The organism is Protofrankia sp. Cj5 (assembly GCF_917627405.1).
GTDB lineage: Bacteria > Actinomycetota > Actinomycetes > Frankiales > Frankiaceae > Protofrankia.
The window spans coordinates 1-16163 of the sequence record NZ_CAKJTO010000074.1 but is presented as its reverse complement, the minus strand read 5'-3'; the positions used below and the strand labels follow the sequence as shown (position 1 = coordinate 16163).

General features: G+C 69.2%; 15 protein-coding genes and 1 tRNA gene. 9 read left to right on the top strand and 7 right to left on the bottom strand.

Going from position 1 to position 16163, the window contains the following annotated elements; all coding sequences use genetic code 11:
• Positions 1-115 precede the first annotated feature (115 nt).
• The 3 genes from MJ777_RS15895 to thiO are packed head-to-tail and all read right to left on the bottom strand — an operon-like array spanning position 116 to position 2366.
• Complete coding sequence (locus MJ777_RS15895; protein WP_255724424.1) at positions 116-889, bottom strand: thiazole synthase; 774 nt, start codon at positions 887-889, stop codon at positions 116-118.
• Position 890: 1 nt separating this feature from the next.
• On the bottom strand, positions 891-1091 hold the full coding sequence (thiS, locus tag MJ777_RS15890; protein ID WP_239311690.1) for a sulfur carrier protein ThiS: 201 nt from the start codon (positions 1089-1091) through the stop codon (positions 891-893).
• A 12-nt stretch (positions 1092-1103) separates the two neighbouring features.
• On the bottom strand, positions 1104-2366 hold the full coding sequence (gene thiO, locus MJ777_RS15885) for a glycine oxidase ThiO (protein WP_239377016.1): 1263 nt from the start codon (positions 2364-2366) through the stop codon (positions 1104-1106).
• 270 nt (positions 2367-2636) lie between these two features.
• Here thiO and MJ777_RS15880 point away from each other — a divergent pair, with 270 nt between their 5' ends.
• Entirely contained in the window at positions 2637-3470 is an 834-nt protein-coding gene (locus tag MJ777_RS15880; protein WP_370652733.1) for a polysaccharide deacetylase family protein, read from the top strand.
• Here MJ777_RS15880 and MJ777_RS15875 read toward each other — a convergent pair.
• Positions 3446-5014, bottom strand: coding sequence for an aldehyde dehydrogenase family protein (locus MJ777_RS15875; protein ID WP_239377015.1), 1569 nt, complete (start codon positions 5012-5014; stop codon positions 3446-3448). The genes MJ777_RS15880 and MJ777_RS15875 overlap by 25 nt on opposite strands.
• A gap of 527 nt (positions 5015-5541) precedes the next feature.
• On the opposite strand from MJ777_RS15875, the gene MJ777_RS15870 reads away from it, so the two are divergent.
• From MJ777_RS15870 to MJ777_RS15850, 5 genes are all read left to right on the top strand, one after another.
• Positions 5542-6240, top strand: a complete 699-nt coding sequence (locus tag MJ777_RS15870) for a response regulator transcription factor (RefSeq protein WP_239311697.1) — start codon at positions 5542-5544, stop codon at positions 6238-6240.
• 610 nt (positions 6241-6850) lie between these two features.
• Positions 6851-8191: a hemolysin family protein gene (locus tag MJ777_RS15865; RefSeq protein ID WP_239377014.1), complete on the top strand. Its 1341-nt coding sequence runs from the start codon at positions 6851-6853 to the stop codon at positions 8189-8191.
• Positions 8188-9237, top strand: coding sequence for a hemolysin family protein (locus MJ777_RS15860; protein ID WP_239311701.1), 1050 nt, complete (start codon positions 8188-8190; stop codon positions 9235-9237). Before MJ777_RS15865 ends, MJ777_RS15860 begins: the two co-directional genes overlap by 4 nt.
• A 124-nt stretch (positions 9238-9361) precedes the next feature.
• Entirely contained in the window at positions 9362-9787 is a 426-nt protein-coding gene (locus tag MJ777_RS15855) for an OsmC family protein (RefSeq protein ID WP_239311703.1), read from the top strand.
• Between the two features lie 100 nt (positions 9788-9887).
• Positions 9888-10379 (top strand): MarR family winged helix-turn-helix transcriptional regulator, encoded by a 492-nt coding sequence (locus tag MJ777_RS15850; RefSeq protein ID WP_305039420.1) that lies wholly within the window; start codon positions 9888-9890, stop codon positions 10377-10379.
• Positions 10380-10420: 41 nt separating this feature from the next.
• Here the strand turns inward: MJ777_RS15850 and MJ777_RS15845 are convergent.
• From MJ777_RS15845 to MJ777_RS15835, 3 genes are all read right to left on the bottom strand, one after another.
• Positions 10421-10496, bottom strand: a tRNA-His gene (locus MJ777_RS15845).
• A 176-nt stretch (positions 10497-10672) separates the two neighbouring features.
• A complete protein-coding gene (gene orn, locus MJ777_RS15840) occupies positions 10673-11335 on the bottom strand; it encodes an oligoribonuclease (protein ID WP_239377013.1) in 663 nt (220 codons plus the stop codon).
• 161 nt (positions 11336-11496) lie between these two features.
• Complete coding sequence (locus tag MJ777_RS15835) at positions 11497-12084, bottom strand: hypothetical protein (RefSeq protein ID WP_239377012.1); 588 nt, start codon at positions 12082-12084, stop codon at positions 11497-11499.
• A gap of 862 nt (positions 12085-12946) precedes the next feature.
• Between MJ777_RS15835 and MJ777_RS15830 the strand changes: the two genes are divergently transcribed.
• The 3 genes from MJ777_RS15830 to MJ777_RS15820 all read left to right on the top strand — a co-directional run bounded on the left by MJ777_RS15830 (position 12947) and on the right by MJ777_RS15820 (position 16106).
• Positions 12947-14050: a diiron oxygenase gene (locus MJ777_RS15830; protein WP_239313611.1), complete on the top strand. Its 1104-nt coding sequence runs from the start codon at positions 12947-12949 to the stop codon at positions 14048-14050.
• 136 nt (positions 14051-14186) lie between these two features.
• Positions 14187-15170 carry a pirin family protein gene (locus tag MJ777_RS15825; RefSeq protein ID WP_239377011.1) on the top strand — a complete coding sequence of 328 codons (984 nt, stop codon included), beginning with the start codon at positions 14187-14189 and terminating at the stop codon, positions 15168-15170.
• Between the two features lie 162 nt (positions 15171-15332).
• On the top strand, positions 15333-16106 hold the full coding sequence (locus MJ777_RS15820) for an SDR family oxidoreductase (protein WP_239313617.1): 774 nt from the start codon (positions 15333-15335) through the stop codon (positions 16104-16106).
• Positions 16107-16163 lie beyond the last annotated feature (57 nt).

Below are 16163 nucleotides of genomic sequence, written 5' to 3'. Positions count from 1 at the left end.
GCGCTCCTATCCGCTCCCCGAAGACGCAAACAGCGCCAGGAAAGTGGATCAATACCAGGGCCGAGGGGCGGCCGAGGGGCGGCCGACGGGTGTCAACGCCTGGATGCGCGGGTGCTCAGAACACCGCGGTGCCATGCGTGGGGGACGACGCTCGCGCGTGGTGGCGCCGGGGTATGCGCCCGGCGCGGGCCGCGAGCCGTCCAGCGGTCACCGCGGCCGCCATGGCCGCCGCCATGAGGGCGGGGTCCTGCGCCCGGGTGACCGCGGAGGCGAGCAGCACGGCGTCACAGCCGAGTTCCATGGCAAGCGCGGCGTCGGAGGCGGTACCGATCCCGGCATCGAGGATGACGGGAACCTCGGCCTCGGCGACGATCAGCTCGATGTTGTGCCTGTTGCGGATTCCCAGTCCGGTGCCGATGGGCGCGCCCAGCGGCATCACCGCGGCGCAGCCGGCCCGCTGGAGCCGGCGGGCGAGCACCGGGTCGTCGTTGGTGTAGGGCAGGACGGTGAACCCGTCCGCGACCAGGAGCTCGGCCGCGTCGAGGAGTTCGACCGGATCCGGCAGCAGCGTGTGGTCGTCCGCGATCACCTCAAGTTTGATCCAGTCTGTTCCCAGCGCGTCCCGGGCGAGCCGGGCGGTCAGGACGGCCTCGTGGGCGGTGCGGCACCCGGCCGTGTTCGGCAGCACCCGGACGCCGCAGCCGGCGAGCATGTCCAGTACCGACCCGGGTGTCGCGGTATCCACCCGGCGCATGGACACCGTGCACATGGCTGTCCCCGAGGCCTGAATCGCCGCCGCCATGATGGCCAGGCTCGGTGCCCCGCCGGTCCCCATGATCAGCCGGGAATCGAATTCCGCACCGGCGATGGTGAAGGTGTCGTCGGCCACGTCAACCTCCCTGGGTCGCGGTGAGAATCTCCACATGCTGGCCGGCGCGCAGCTCCAGCTCCGCCCATCCGCCGCGGGGGGCGACAACGCCGTCGACCGCGGCGGCGGTCCCCCGGCCGACGCCCGCCAAACCCGCCATCAGCTGGTACAGGGTGGTCCCAGCCGGTAGCTGCATGAGTTTGCCGTTCACGGTGAGAGTCATCCGCCATCCTCCTCAGTGACTGTCGGGTCCCGCGTGGGCGCCCGGCGCCCGGCGCCCGGCGCCCGGCGGCTCGGCGCCGACCGGGCCGAACCCGGGCGGGGCGGCCGTGGGGTCAAACCTGGCCGGCGTGAACGGCGCGACCTCGGCGGGCATGGCGCCGTCCGCGAGCAGGCCGGCGATGGCATCCGCGGTCACCGGCGTGAGCAGCACGCCGTTGCGGTAGTGGCCGACAGCCAGCACGAGGCCGGGCACCCGCGACGGGCCGATGAGCGGGGCGTTGTCGGGTGAGGCGGGCCGCAGGCTGGTGCTCACCTCCTCAAGCTCGGCTTCGCCCAGCCCCGGCACGAGGGCCTGGGCATCGCGCAGGAGCTCATACACAGCGCCGGCCCGCGGGCGCAGGTCGAATCCGGCCTCCTCGCTGCTGGCCCCGACCACGACCCGACCGTCGCCGCGCGGTACCAGGTACACCGGGCAGCCACGCACCGAGCCCCGCAACACGCAGGTAAGCAGGGGCGGCCCGACGGTCCGCAGCCGTAGGGTCTGCCCCTTGACCGGCCGGACCGCGGGGAGAGCCGCCAGCGGCAGCCCACCGATCCGGGCCGACCACGCCCCACAGGCCAGCACGACCACCGGCGCGGTCAGCTCGGTGCCGTCGGCGAGCCGCAACCCGGCGGCCCGGCCAGCGCGCAGCAGCAGTTCCCGCGCGGCCACCCGGAGCATGGTCGCGCCTGCCCGCTCGCATGCCCGCAGCAACGCGTGGTGCAGGCGCCTGTTGTCGACCTGATGGTCGCCCGGCACCGCCAGCGCACCCACCAGCCCGCTCGCGGACGCCGGGATCCGGGCGCGCAACTGGTGCCTGGTCAGCAGTTCGGTCTCCAGCCCCAGCGACCGTGCGAAGCCGTGGATGTCACGCAGGCCGGCCATGTCCGCGGCGTCCCAGGCGGCTACCAGCGTCCCGCACCGCAGGTAGCCGATTTCGCAACCACTGCTGCGTTCCAGCTCGTCGACGAAGGCGGGGTAACGCAGCGCGGAAGCGGTGTTCAGCTCCAGCAGCGGCCGCTCGCCGTAGTGCAGCTCGCTGACAGGAGCCAGCATGCCCGCGGCCGCCCCGCTCGCGCCCGACCCCGGCGCCGGATCGACGATGGTCACCGACAGGCCACGCAGCTGGGCGCGCCACGCGACCCCGAGCCCGATCACGCCCGCGCCGGCCACGATGACGTCCGCGCCGGACGCCGATGACTGTGATCCCCGGGCGTTGGCGCCAGCTGCCAGCATGAGCCTCCTTCTCCCGCGCCGCCATCGGTGCCGCCAACGGTGTCATCGTCAGCCGACACCGCCGGAGGCTCCGCATGCAAGTTTCGCCGGTCGTGGGGCCACGGGCGCGCGATCGTGGCCCCACGAACAGGCTCTGAGCATGTGCGGCTGCCGGGTCGGCCCCGCGTTGGGCGCCTGGTGTGGGAAGGTGTCCGGCATGATGTACCTGCCGGTCCCTGACCGGTCGGCGGCGATGTCCGCCGTGATGTCGATGGTGAGGCCAGCCCCGTGGTGAGCGGCGCCGGGAGAATCCCGCCGGAGCGGGTCGTCCGGGCCGTCGCCGGTCTCGGCGTCACCGCCGCCGTGACCTACGCGGCGCCGTCGGTGGCCACTCTGCGCCGCCTGCGCACGCGGGTGCTGCCGGTCCTCGCGGGGGTCGGCGCGCCCGACCACGTGGCGTTGACCTTTGACGACGGCCCGGACCCGGCGTCCACGCCGCTGTTCCTCGAGGTGCTCGCCGAGCTGGACATCCGGGCGACGTTCTTCGTCCTCGGGACGATGCTGGAGCGGGCGCCCGGCCTTGCCCAGCGGATGGCGGACGCCGGCCACGAGCTCGCGGTCCACGCCTGGGATCACCGGCCGATGCTGCTGCGCGGGCCACAGTCCACCTACCGGCAGCTCAGGCGTACCCGGGATCTGATCACAGCCGTCACCGGTCGGGAACCGCGGTTTGCCCGGCCACCGCACGGCATCCTGTCGGCCGGTTTTCTTGTTGCCGCCAGCAGGCTGCGGCTCATGCCGGTGTTATGGACCGCCTGGGGCCGGGACTGGACCTCGACGGCCACGCCGCTGAGCGTCCTGGCCACCCTCGCGCCCGAGCTGCGCGGTGGCGGCACCATCCTCCTGCACGATTCCGATTGCACGTCCGCGCCACAGGCGTGGCGCAGCGCCCTCGGCGCCCTGCCGGAACTCGCCGCCCGTTGCCATGAGCTGGGACTTCGCGTCGGTCCTCTCGCCGAGCACGGCATCGGTCCCCAGCTCTGCACGGTACCCGGCCCGGCCCGCGCCGGCTGGGCGGGCCGGGCCGGGTACCGTCTGGTTCAGGCCTCGGGGTACAGGGAGTAGCTCGGGAAGTTGCCGTACAGGCGTTCCCGCGGGTCCGTCCCGACGGTGACCGCGTGGACGAGGTGGTCGCCGCCGACGAAGGCGCCCTTCCAGGAGGCGCCCCGGCCGCCGAACGGCTCGGCCCGGTCACCGCGCGACCGCGGCTTGTTGATGCCCACCTTGAAGGCATGGATCTCACTGCTCAGCCGGCGGGCGAGCACCTCGTCGTCGCAGGCCAGCGATGCCACCAGCGCTCCGTTGGAGGCGTTCATCGCGGCCAGCAGCTCGGCTTCGGAGTCGACCACCACGATCGTGTCCACCGGGCCGAACGGCTCGGCATGGTGCAGCGCGCAGGACGGCGGGGGAGCGAGGAGCGCCACCGGAGGCACGTAGGCGGTGGTGTCCTGCCTGGGAACGAAGGCACCGTCGGCGACGCTGCCCCGGTACAGCGGAACCCCGCCCTTGGCGATCGCCTCGTTGATCTTGCCGGCGAGTTCGACGGCCTTCTCCGCGGTGATGACGGGCCCGTAGTCGAGTTCTGGCAGGGCATCGTCGTCGTGCGCGACGGCCAGCGGATGGCCGAACCGCACCGAGGACACCACGGGCAGGTAGGCGGCGAGGAACTGATCGAAGAGCTGGCGCTGGACGACATAGCGGGGATAGGCGGTGCATCGTTGCTTGCCGTATTCGAACCCCTTCTTCAGGTGCGCGGCCAGCAGGTCCCACTGGGAGAACTCCCAGATGCCCCAGGCGTTGAGGCCCTCCTGCTCGAGGAAGTGCCGTTTGCCCGTGTCGACCAGCGCGGCCGCGACCTGGCCGCCGGTGGAGCGCCCGCCGACGAAGGCCAGGCAGCCGATCTCCGGTGCCCGGACCAGCGCGCCGGACAGCCTGGAGCCGGACCCGGAGACCAGGGCCACCGGCAGGCCTTCGCGCCGCGCCAGGGCGCAGGCGAGGGTGAGGCAGGCGGCGCCACCGTCCGTCGGGGTCTTCGCGATCGCCGCGTTGCCGGCGAGAACCTGGACCAGCATCGCGTGCATGAGTACGCTCATCGGGTAGTTCCAGCTGGCGATGTTGCTGACGGGCCCGGGCAGGGGGCCGCGGCCGGCCAGCATCGGGCCGATTTCCTCGATATACCAGCGGACACCGTCGATCGCCCGGTCGACGTCCGTGCGCGCCAGCCGCCACGGCTTGCCGATCTCCCAGACCAGCAGCAGGGCGAGCAGATCACGGTTGTCGTCCATGGCGTCCAGCGCGGCACGCACCCGCATCTTGCGTTCGGCCAGCGGTACGTCGCGCCATCGCTTGTGGTCGTCCAGGGTCGCGCGGATGGCCTCCCGGGCCTCGTCCGGTTCGATCATGGGTGGTCCGGTGATGGGTGATCCGTCGACCGGTGTGACGCTGCTCAGGGGCTCGCCGGTCCGGCGCCACTGGCCGCCCCACAGGTTGTGAAGCCGGTCGTCGGCGAACGCCTCAGGGGCGGCCCGGGTGCACCGGGCGTAGGCGTCCGACCATGCGGTGCCGGGTTTGAGAGACAGGCGGGGCTTGCTGGGAGAGGGTGTGACCATGGGGCCAGGTTGCCTGTGATCGGCCCCAGACGCCACTAGGGATGCCGTGTTTCCTGGACGGTGACGAGCGTATCCGGTGATTGCGGCGCTGGCCGGCGAAACGGGCGGTATTCGGCCTCGGCCGGGCTTGACGGTGTTTGTGTTGATGATGTTTGTGCTGTTCGGCCGAGCACGGCGAATGTTACTTAGAGTAGTCATATGATCTCCGCGGGGGGTGTGGGGCCGCGGGGATGGATCCCGTGCGGGCCGCCCGGCGGGGCGGGCGATACGTCCGGTTCGGGGTTGATGAATCACCACGTTCGCGGGTATGGTCACGGTGTGTCGCTGGCGGTGCGATGGCCTGCCAGCGCGTACCATTCCGATATGTCGGAAGCGGTGTTCGTGCACGACTCGATCAGCGCCGACGAGAAGACCCGGCTCTACGTAGGACCGCCATCACATAGAGTGGGCACATGCGTCGATCGCATCTCGTTGGTCCGGTGGCGGCCTGTTGTCGAACCTTCCGTGACTGCTAGCTCCGGTCTCTGATGGTCAGTGTTCTGACGCCTGTGGCGCCTCGGCCCGAACCCATCCGGGTCCTCGTTGTTGACGATCATGAGCTGTTCCTACAGGGACTGGAGACTGTTCTTGATCTTGAAGAGGACATCACCGTCGTCGGTCGTGCCGCCGACGGCCGGCAGGCTGTCGCGATCGCCACCGGAACCACCCCGGACATCGTCTTGATGGACGTCCGGATGCCGCACCGAGACGGCATCGACGCGGCGGGCGCCATCAAGCGGGAGGTGCCGACGGCGAAGATTGTGATGTTGACGGTCAGCGACGACGAATCCGACCTGTTCGAAGCGATCAAGGCTGGCGCGGTGGGTTACCTGCTCAAGTCGATCCCGCCGCACGAGGTCGCGGGCGCGGTGCGTGCCGTGCACAACGGCCTGAGCCTGATCAGCCCTTCGATGGCGTCGAAGCTGATGGTCGAGTTCGCCACGCTGGCGCGGGGATCGGATGACCGGCCAAGCCGGGTACCCGCTCCGCACCTCACCGCCCGTGAACTGGAGGTTCTCAAGCTGGTCGCCGAGGGGCGCGCGAACCGTGAAATCGCCCGGAAGCTGTTCATCAGCGAGAACACGGTGAAGAACCATGTCCGTAACATTCTGGACAAACTACAGCTCCACTCACGCATGGAAGCGGTCATGTATGCCGTCCGCCAGGGCTTGTTCGAGATCGACTAAGAGCGCCCGGCAATAGGGACGCGACACCGCGTCCCCTCTTGCTGGTCGCTGTAAGAGCGCCCGGCAAGAGGGGTGTGGATCAAGGAGCGGAGCTGGGGTGCGTGCGGCGCAAGGCGGAGGAGGGAGTCACCCTGGTGCTGGGTGGCGACCGACGACAACGCGGCGAGGTGCGTGCCCCAGCCCCGCGACACCGCGTCCCCTCTTGCTGGTCGCTCTAAGTGGTCGGCGCTGGAAGTCCTTCGGGGGCTGTCGGATGCCAGGTGGATGCGTCGCGAGGCGGCCCAGGCCCCGGTAGCGGTGTGCTACCTGGGCTGACGACAACGACGCGAGGCGCTGCCTGGCGCCGGCAGACCCTGGACGTTCGATCAGGCAGCGGCGTCCGGGTGGATGGATCGCGATGTGAAGGGCTTTGAAGGGCACTGCGTCAGCGCACGTTGCGCGGGTCGGCGGATCTTGTCAGAGTGTCGGTTGTCACGGCCGTCCGTCACCACCCGCATCGAGTCCTGCCGGGTCCCACCACATCGATTTTCGAGAGGGTCATGCCGAGTCCTGACATACCCAGTCATAGTCCGACGCCTGCCCCGGACCGAGCCGACCTGGGCAGGCCGCAATGACACAATGGCTTCTCATCCTGCTCAGCGTTGTTCTGGTCGGGGCCTGTGGCGTCTTCGTCGCGGCCGAGTTCGCGCTCGTCACGGTTGATCGCTCCGCCGTGGCCCGCGCGGCCGAAGCGGGCGACAAGCGGTCGGCGGGCGTCCTGTCCGCGCTCGCGAGCCTTTCCACCCAGCTCTCCGGAGCGCAGGTGGGTATCACCATCACCAACCTGGCGGTCGGTTTCCTCGCCGAACCGGCGATCGCGCGCATCCTGGACGGGCCGTTGGAATCCGTCGGCGTACCCGCGGGAGCGGCGCGGGGCGTCAGCGTGACGGCTGCCCTGGCGCTCGCCACGACCATAACGATGATTTATGGCGAGCTGGTTCCGAAGAATCTGGCGGTTGCCCGCCCGCTGCCGACCGCTCGCGCGCTACAGGGGTTCCAACGGGGCTTCAGCCGGGTGGCCGGCTACCCGATCCGTCTGCTCAACGGCACCGCCAACGGCTTGCTGCGTCGGCTGGGCTTTGAGCCCCAGGAGGAACTCGCCTCCGCCCGATCCGCACAGGAGCTGTTCGCGCTGGTAGGCCGATCCGCGGAAAAGGGCACGCTCGCGCCGGAGACCGCGACGCTGCTCCAGCGATCCCTGGCGTTCGGGCACAAGCAGGCCGCGGACGTCCTGACTCCCCGGGTCCGGATGTGTACGGTCCAGGTGGACGACCCGGTCCGCGAGGTCATCGCGATGGCCCGCCGGACCGGGCACTCCCGCTTTCCCGTGGTCGGCCAGGGCCTGGACGACGTCGTCGGTCTCGTCCACGTCAAACACGCCGTCTCGGTCGGTGAGGACGACCGGGAGAGGGTCACCGTCGGCGAGATCATGATTGATCATCTGGTGGTGCCGTCCACGATCGAGCTCGACCCGCTGCTGGAGACGCTGCGCCGGGGCGGGCTGCAGCTGGCGGTCGTCATCGACGAGTTCGGCGGTACGGATGGCCTGGTCACCATCGAGGATCTGATCGAGGAGCTTGTCGGCGACGTGGTGGATGAGCATGATCGGATCGCCGCGCGCGCGCAGCGGCGGAAGGACGGGACGTGGCTGCTGTCTGGCCTGCTCCGGGTGGATGAGGCTGCGCAGACCGTTGGCATCCGGCTGCCGCTGGACGACGCCTACCAGACCCTCGGGGGCCTGATCGCGGACCGGCTCGGCCGGTTGCCCGTCGCCGGTGACGTCGTCGATGTCGACGGTGTCAGCCTCGCTGTCCACCTCATGGACGGCCGCCGGGTGGACCGCGTCCACCTGGTACTTCCCCGCACACCCCGGGACCGGCGCAGCCCGGACGTGATGGGCGCGGTGCGGTGAGCGTCCTTGTCGCGCTCTGTCTCGCCGCTGTCCTGCTGCTGGCCAACGCGTTCTTCGTGGGGGCCGAGTTCGCGTTGATCTCGGCCCGCCGGAGCGCCGTCGAACCGATGGCGCAGAGCGGATCGGCCCGTGCCCGCAGCACGCTGCGGGCGATGGAGGAGGCGTCGTTGATGCTGGCCGGCGCGCAGCTCGGCATCACGATCTGCACCCTCGGGCTGGGGTCGCTCGGCGAACCCGCGGTCGCCGCGCTGTTGGAGGGGCCGTTCGCGGCGGTCGGGCTGCCCGACGCGTCCTGGCACCTGGCCGCGTTCGTCGCCGCCATGGTCATTGTGGTGTTCCTGCACGTCGTGATCGGCGAAATGGTTCCCAAGAACATCGCCCTGGCTGGGCCCGACCGAAGCGCGCTGCTGCTCGTCCCACCGCTCGCCGGTGTCGTCCGCTGCCTGCGGCCGGCGATCGTCGGGCTGAACATGATCGCCAACCTCAGCCTGCGGATGCTGCGGGTGACGCCGCGGGCGGAGGTCGCCAGCGCCTTCACCCGCGACGAGGTCGCCGGCTTCGTCGAGGAGTCCCGGCGTGAGGGACTGCTCGACGAAGACCAGCACGGTCTGCTGTCAGGGGCGCTCTACCTCGATGAGCGCAGCGCGCGCAGCGTGCTGCTCCCCGTCGATCGGCTGGAGACGGTTCCGCTCGGGGTGACCCCGCGCGATGTCGAAGCGGTGGCCGCGCGGACCGGTTTCTCTCGTTTCCCGGTCCGTGACCCAGCCGGGACGCTCGCCGGCTACCTGCATCTCAAGGACGTTCTGGAAACCAGCCCGGGAAAGCGGTCGGCGCCGGTTCCGGCGAAGTGGGTCCGCCCGCTCGCCCGGGTTGGCGCGGACGACAGGCTGCGGACGGTGCTCGCGACGATGCAGCACAGCGGAGCGCACCTGGCCCGGGTCACCGACCGGGACGGAACGATTCTCGGGGTCGTCGCGCTGGAGGACGTCCTGGAAGAGCTTGTCGGCGAAATTCGGGACGAGGAGCGGCCGACTCACAGAATATGATCATTTGGAGTGCCGATGGTGGATCTTTTGGCAAAAAAGATTGTGCACGATGCAATCGTGTACTCTCCGAATGTGGCTGTACGGCAGCCGCGGCCATCAGATCGCCACAACGGAGGTACCCACCATGGCAACCACTCGCACCGCGCGCACGGCCTGGGAAGGCAGCCTGATCGAGGGGGGCGGGACCGTCACCTTCGCCTCGTCCCAGATCGGCGACTTCCCTGTTTCGTGGCCCGCGCGTGCCGAGGCGCCGGGCGGCGTCACCAGCCCGGAGGAGCTCATCGCGGCCGCTCACTCATCCTGCTTCTCCATGGCGCTCTCGCACGCCCTGACCGGGGCGGGGAATCCGCCGCGCCGGCTGGAGACCCAGGCGGACGTGACCTTCCAGCCGGGTACCGGTATCACCGGTATCCACATCACCGTCCGCGGTGACGTGCCTGGGATGGATGACTCCGGCTTCGTCAAGGCGGCGGAGGAGGCCAAGGCGAACTGTCCGGTGAGCCAGGCGCTGGCCGGGGTTCCCATCACCCTTGCCGCCGGCCTGCTCTGACCGTGGCTGACAGCCTCCTGGCGTGTCCGTGCGCGCCAGGAGGCAACATGATCGATGGGCGAGTGGGTGCCCACCCGCTGGCAGGATGGGAATATGGGCCATGACCAGCCAGGACATCGACATGGTCGGCCACACCGAGGACGGGCGGCGGGACTCCTCGCTGCGTCTGGACGACCAGTTGTGCTTCGCCCTGTACGCGGCGTCGCGCGCCATGACGGGTGTTTACCGGCCACTGCTTGACCAGCTTGGTCTGACCTATCCGCAGTACCTGGTCATGCTCGTGCTTTGGGAGCATGAGGCGAGCCCTGTCAAGGAGCTGTGCGCCGCGCTGCAGCTGGACTACGGCACGCTCTCGCCACTGCTCAAGCGGCTCGAGTCAACCGGCCTCCTGCGGCGCGAGCGGCGGGTTGACGACGAGCGCTCTGTCCAGATCACCCTTACCGAGGAAGGCGCCGCGCTGCGGGAGCGAGCCCGGAGCGTGCCATCCGCCATCGAGCGTGCTATGGGCCTTTCCCGCGACGAGTTCGTTGCTCTGCGTTCCGCGTTGCGCAGGCTCACCGCGGTGCTGACGGCCACTGCGGAGTTACGATGAAGGTCTCGCGCGGCTGCTCTGGGTTATGGCAGACCCTTACGTGGGGTGAGTGACGGGACTTGAACCCGCGACACCCGGGACCACAACCCGGTGCTCTACCAGCTGAGCTACACCCACCACGTACCGAAGACATGCCCCGCCCACACGCAGCGGTTGCCTGCGCACCAGCGGTCGACCGGCACAACATCTCCGGACCTGGCTCATAGTACCGGTCAATCCCTCCTTCTGGCCACGAGGATTCCGGCGTCCCGGCCATGACGCTGCCGGGGCTGCCAGCGGCACCTCGGCAGCGCTCAGACCACGGTCGGCGGGGATGCCTCCCCGCTGGTCGCCGTGGTGACGGAAGCGTCGTCGGGGTGGCTGGCAACCCGGATCTCCCGGGCCACCGCCCGGGCGGATTCGCTGCTGGGACCCGGTTGTGGCACAAAGATGGCTTTCCGGTAGTAGCGCAGTTCGTCGATGCTTTCCCGGATGTCGGCGAGGGCACGGTGACCGCCGCGCTTGGGCGGTGCCGCGTAGTAGGCCCTGGGGTACCAGCGCCGGGCGAGTTCCTTCACCGTCGACACGTCGACCATCCGGTAGTGCAGATAACTGTCGAGGGTCGGCATGTACCGTGCGAGAAAGCCGCGATCAGTGGCGATCGAGTTACCGCACAGGGGGGCTTTGCCCGGGTCCTGAACCTGACGCTGGACGTAGTCCAGTACCTGTCGTTCGGCTTCGGCCAGGGTCAGCGTTGACACACGTACCGCGTCGGTCAGGCCCGAGGCGGTGTGCATCTCCTGGACCACGGCCTCCATCCCGGCAAGCGCGGCCTCCGGCGCGGACATGACCACGTCCACACCGTCACCAAGGATATTAAGTTCACTGTCGGTGACCAAGCATGCGACCTCCAGCAGAAGATCGGAGGCGGCGTTGAGCCCGGTCATCTCACAGTCGATCCAGACAAGGCGATCCATATCTGGTTGACCTTAGGGTCTCCTGGCCGGGACGTCACGCGGGGGCCAGCCGTTCGGTGCCGCCGCTGGACATTCGCCCGTGCCCGCCAGCGAGGCGCCCGCCGACGCTTGGCGGTACGGTCATCGGCGCCAGCGGGGCTTTCGGCTGTTGCCGGAGGCTCTTAGCTGGGAGGGGACCGCGGGGCTGTCTGGTTGATGACCTGGAACGTCACCGAGAGGGGTGGTATGGACTGCTGGGCGGCGGTCGCCGTGAGCATGTACAGCCCGTTCGGGAACTGTGTTGTGTTCCACGGGAGTTCCTGCGGCAGGAACAGAAACGGTGGCCCGGTGGCTACGTAGGACATCGAAGCGCTCCCGCTCAGGCGGAACAGGATGGTGCCGGGCGATCCGGAGACCGCGAGCCCGATCCGGACGACTCCGCTCACGACGCCATTCTGGATGAGCCCGCTCACGATGCTGCCCGAGACGATGCCGGTGAAGCCGAGCAGGGCCGGACTCGCCGCTGCCGCGCCGCTGGCACGGTCCGACGCAGTCCAGGGTGGGGCAGGTGACGCCGGGGCAGCCGTGTCGGTGCTCGCCGGGACGACGGCCGTCGTGTCGCCCGGCCGCGCTGCTTCGCCGGTGGTGAGCGTGCTGCCGCCAGCGGCAGGTACTGGATGATGCTGATACCACACCACCAGGACAGGCATGAGCGCGAGGGCGGTCGCGAACATCGCGATGCCAAGCCCACCTCGCCTCAGCAGTCCCACCGGCTGGCGTGCCCTTTCCGTCCGTCTGTCCGATTGGTGACAAGCTGACCATATCGCCGAACGACATCCCGGCGATGGGCAGCTTCGTGGGCAGACGGTAGGCGGTGGCCGCCAGGACGTCGCGGTGACGCCGAGGCGAGCGCGGGCCCGGCGGCCCACGCGGATGGCAACGGGCGGATCGGACCTCAGCGCACGGCTCAGCGGCGCTGAGCCGCTCGGTGGTCAGCGACGCCGAGCGGGACGTCCCGGTGGCCGGGCCGTCAGCCGGCGACGACCATGGGTGTCACGAGGGCGTCGACGGCTTCGGAGCCGGCCTGCTGCTCGCAGGCGCTCCTGCCGCAGGAAATCCGGTCGACTGCAGCTGCGGTCCACAGCCCAGACGGTAGCGGTCCGGGCGGTCCGCTGGGCTGGTTGTCACAAACCCTTAACTTTACCGGCGGCGTGTCGAGCGCTGACCGGTCCCCCCACCTGGGGGACCGTCCCAATAGTGTTAGAGCGACCGGCAATAGGGGACGCGGCGTCGCGGGGCTGGGGCACGCACCTCGCGTCGTTGTCGTCAGTCGGCGCCCAGCACCAGGGCGCCTTCCTCCGCCGCCTCGCGATGCACGCACCCCAGCCCCGCTCCTTGATCCACACCCCTCTTGCCGGGCGCTCTTAGTCCGTGTCACCGCGGTCCACGCGGCCGGCCTGGCCGGCTTGGCCGACGCGGATCATGCTGCGGTCGCCGCGGCGGGGCGGGCCGCGGCTGAAGATCCTGCCGGTCATGACAAGCCATGTACCACGAGTGATCGCTTGACACCTGCCGTCGCTCTGAACAGTCTGCACATGCCGGACGTCCGGTGGCTATCGCGGAGGTCAGGTCATGAGCACATACGGCCACTACGTCATGCCGGCTGGTGGTTCCACCTGGGACGTGCCGATGGCCGGTGCCGCGCGCTTCTCCTGGGAATACGACGAAGGCCGTGCCCGGCTGCTGGATCTCTACCAGAAGGGCAAGGACAGGCAGTGGGACGCCGCGACCAGGATTGACTGGTCCGTGGAGGTGGACCCCCACCGGGCGCTGGAGCTTCCCGACGACACCATCCCCATCCACGGGCTGCCGGTCTGGGAGAAACTCAGCGAGCGGGAGCGCGGTGAGCTCAGCCGGCATCTGACCTCGTGGCAGTTCAGCCAGTTCCTGCATGGCGAGCAGGGCGCGATGATCTGCAGTGCTCGGATCGTCGAGTCGGTGCCGGACATGGACGCGAAGTTCTACGCCGCGACCCAGGCGATCGACGAGGCGCGGCACGCCGAGACATACGCCCGTTTCCTGACGGAGAAGATCGGTATCGTTTACCCGATCAATCCCGAACTGCGGTCGCTGCTCGACTCGACCCTTGGCGACAGCCGGTGGGACATTCCGTACCTGGGTATGCAGGTGCTCATTGAGGGTCTCGCCCTCGCCGCGTTTGGCGTGCTGCGCGACGCCACGTCCGCCGCGCTGCCGAAGCAGATTCTCGCCTACGTGATGCAGGACGAGGCTCGGCACGTGGCGTTTGGCCGGTTGGTACTGCGTGACTACTACGCGCAGCTGAGTAGTCGTGAGCGTGCCGAGCGGGAGGAATTCGTCGTTGAAAGCTGCTGGCTGATGCGGGACCGGCTGCGGGGCGCCGAGGTGTGGGACAACCTCGGATTCGACGTGGCCGCCTGCCTTGCCGCGGTCGAGACGTCCAGTTACATGCGGGTGTTCCGTAAGCTCCTGTTCAGCCGGATTGTGCCCTGTGTCAGGGATATAGGCCTGTGGGGCGAAAAGGTCCGCGACGCCTATGCGCGGATGGGTGTCCTCGACCTGGCCAGCCTCGACCTGGCGGAGCTGATGAACGGAGACGAGGCCGTTGCCGACAGCCTCGACCGGGCGCGGGCCGAGGAGGCGGAGCTCGCGGCGCGCAAGCGGCAGGTGGAGCAGACGATCGCCGCGGCGTTCTGAACTGCCCATCCATGAGGCCAGGTTGTCCAGGCCAGGTTGTCACGTGGGCTGATCGGGAAGCGACCAGGGTGAGCTGGGGTTATCCTCAACGTATAGTTGCATTGGCAACATTTAGCTCACTGTCAGGAGGATCGCGATGCCTGCCGTGACCGCCGATACAACCAGCCTGCCGCGTCTTGGGACGCCGCTCGCCGGTGCCGTTGACCGTCCGGTCCGTTCGGTGACGACGGCGCCGTCGGGCCGTGAGGGCGAAGGCTTCCCCGTGCGCCGGGCCTTCGCCGGTGTCAGCCTTGCCGATCTTGATCCTTTTGTTCACATGGATCAGATGGGCGAGGTCGAGTACGCGCCGGGCGAGCCAAAGGGCACCCCCTGGCATCCTCACCGGGGCTTCGAGACCGTCACATACATGATCGATGGGACGTTCCAGCATCAGGACTCCAACGGCGGAGGCGGCGTCATCACCGACGGCGCGACCCAGTGGATGACAGCGGGCGCGGGGATCCTGCACATCGAGACACCGCCCGAAGAGCTTGTCGTCAGCGGCGGGCTCTTCCACGGCATCCAGCTGTGGGTGAACCTGCCTGGGCGCGACAAGTTCAGCCCGCCGCGGTACCAGAGCATCGAAGGCGACCGGGTCAGCCTGGTCTCGTCGCCGGACGCGGGGGCGCTGCTGAGACTCATCGCCGGGGATGTCGGTGGCCATCAGGGCCCCGGCTCCACCCATACTCCGATCGCGGTGGCACATGCGTCGGTGTCCCCCGGCGCTCGGCTGACGGTCCCCTGGAACCCCGGCTTCAACGCGCTTGCCTACATCCTCGCGGGTTCGGGACGGGTCGGTGGCGAGGGCCGTCCGGTCGGCCGCGGGCAGCTTGCCGTGTTCGGGCCAGGTGACCACCTCACGCTCGTCGCTGACGACCCGCAGCCTGGGCCGGCCCCGATGCTGGAGGTACTGCTGCTGGGCGGGCAACCCATCCGCGAGCACGTCGAGATGTACGGGCCGTTCGTGATGAACACCCGTGAGGAGCTGCGCCAGGCGGTGGAGGACTACCAGGCCGGACGCTTGGGCGTCATTCCCGCGAACGCTCTGATGCCCCACCGCGCGGCCCAGCGCTCTGGCTGAGCGGCCCCGGCCGAGCGCCCTGGCAGCGGCCTGGCCCGCTCCTGCCGGAGGTGTCGCGGGCTGACTCCGCCGGAGGCTGCGCGATCACTGTTCTCCTGTCAAAGTGGCACGAACCGTTTGATGCGCAGATGGACGGTGCCAGCCAGAGGAGGACGGACAGCAGTGGTCTCGCTAACCGATCAGGTCGCTATCGTGACGGGCGCAAGCCGGGGGATCGGCTTTGAGGTTGCCAGAGAGCTTGTCCGGGCGGGCGCGAAGGTGAGCCTCACCGCTCGCCAGGCGGAACCGCTGGAAGCGGCGGTCGAGGAGCTGGGGGGCGGCGAGGTGGCCCTCGCGGTAGCGGGACGAGCCGATGACCCGCTCCATCAGCAGGATGCCGTCCGCCGGACCCTTGAGACGTTCGGAAGAATCGACATACTCGTGAACAACACCGGGATCAACCCTGTCCACGCCCCGATGCTCGACGTCGAACCGGCCGCGGCAATGAAGATCTTTGGTGTCAACGTGCTTGCGCCGCTCGCCTGGATCAGGCTCGTACGGGACGCCTGGATGGGCGAGCACGGTGGCGCGATCGTCAACATGGCCTCCGTCGCGGGCCTTCGGCCATCGCCGGGTATCGGCCTGTACGGGGTCAGCAAGGCCGCGTTGATCCGTCTGACCAGCGAGCTCGCGATGGAGCTCAGCCCGGCGATCCGGGTGAACGCGGTCGCGCCCGCCGTGGTGAAGACCAGGTTCGCGACCGCGCTTTTTGCCGGGCGGGAGGACAAGGTGGCTTCGGCCTACCCGCTGAAGCGGCTCGGGCTGCCCCGTGACGTTGCCGGCGCGGTCACCTTCCTGCTGTCGGACGAGGCTGCGTGGATCACAGGTCAGACGCTTGTCGTCGACGGCGGTCTCTCGCTGACCGGTGGTGTTGAAGCAAGTGCCCTGGGAGCTTAGAGCGTGTGTGAGATCGGGCTTTCGATCAGTGAGCCGGAATGACGATCTCACACGCGC

Bases quoted from the DNA above. Each gene is read 5' to 3' on its own strand.
- thiS (WP_239311690.1), bottom strand. From the start codon at position 1,091: ATGACTCTCACCGTGAACGGCAAACTCATGCAGCTACCGGCTGGGACC.
- thiO (WP_239377016.1), bottom strand. From the start codon at position 2,366: ATGCTGGCAGCTGGCGCCAACGCCCGGGGATCACAGTCATCGGCGTCC.
- MJ777_RS15875 (WP_239377015.1), bottom strand. From the start codon at position 5,014: ATGGTCACACCCTCTCCCAGCAAGCCCCGCCTGTCTCTCAAACCCGGC.
- MJ777_RS15870 (WP_239311697.1), top strand. From the start codon at position 5,542: ATGGTCAGTGTTCTGACGCCTGTGGCGCCTCGGCCCGAACCCATCCGG.
- MJ777_RS15865 (WP_239377014.1), top strand. From the start codon at position 6,851: ATGACACAATGGCTTCTCATCCTGCTCAGCGTTGTTCTGGTCGGGGCC.
- MJ777_RS15855 (WP_239311703.1), top strand. From the start codon at position 9,362: ATGGCAACCACTCGCACCGCGCGCACGGCCTGGGAAGGCAGCCTGATC.
- MJ777_RS15850 (WP_305039420.1), top strand. From the start codon at position 9,888: ATGACCAGCCAGGACATCGACATGGTCGGCCACACCGAGGACGGGCGG.
- orn (WP_239377013.1), bottom strand. From the start codon at position 11,335: ATGGATCGCCTTGTCTGGATCGACTGTGAGATGACCGGGCTCAACGCC.
- MJ777_RS15830 (WP_239313611.1), top strand. From the start codon at position 12,947: ATGAGCACATACGGCCACTACGTCATGCCGGCTGGTGGTTCCACCTGG.
- MJ777_RS15825 (WP_239377011.1), top strand. From the start codon at position 14,187: ATGCCTGCCGTGACCGCCGATACAACCAGCCTGCCGCGTCTTGGGACG.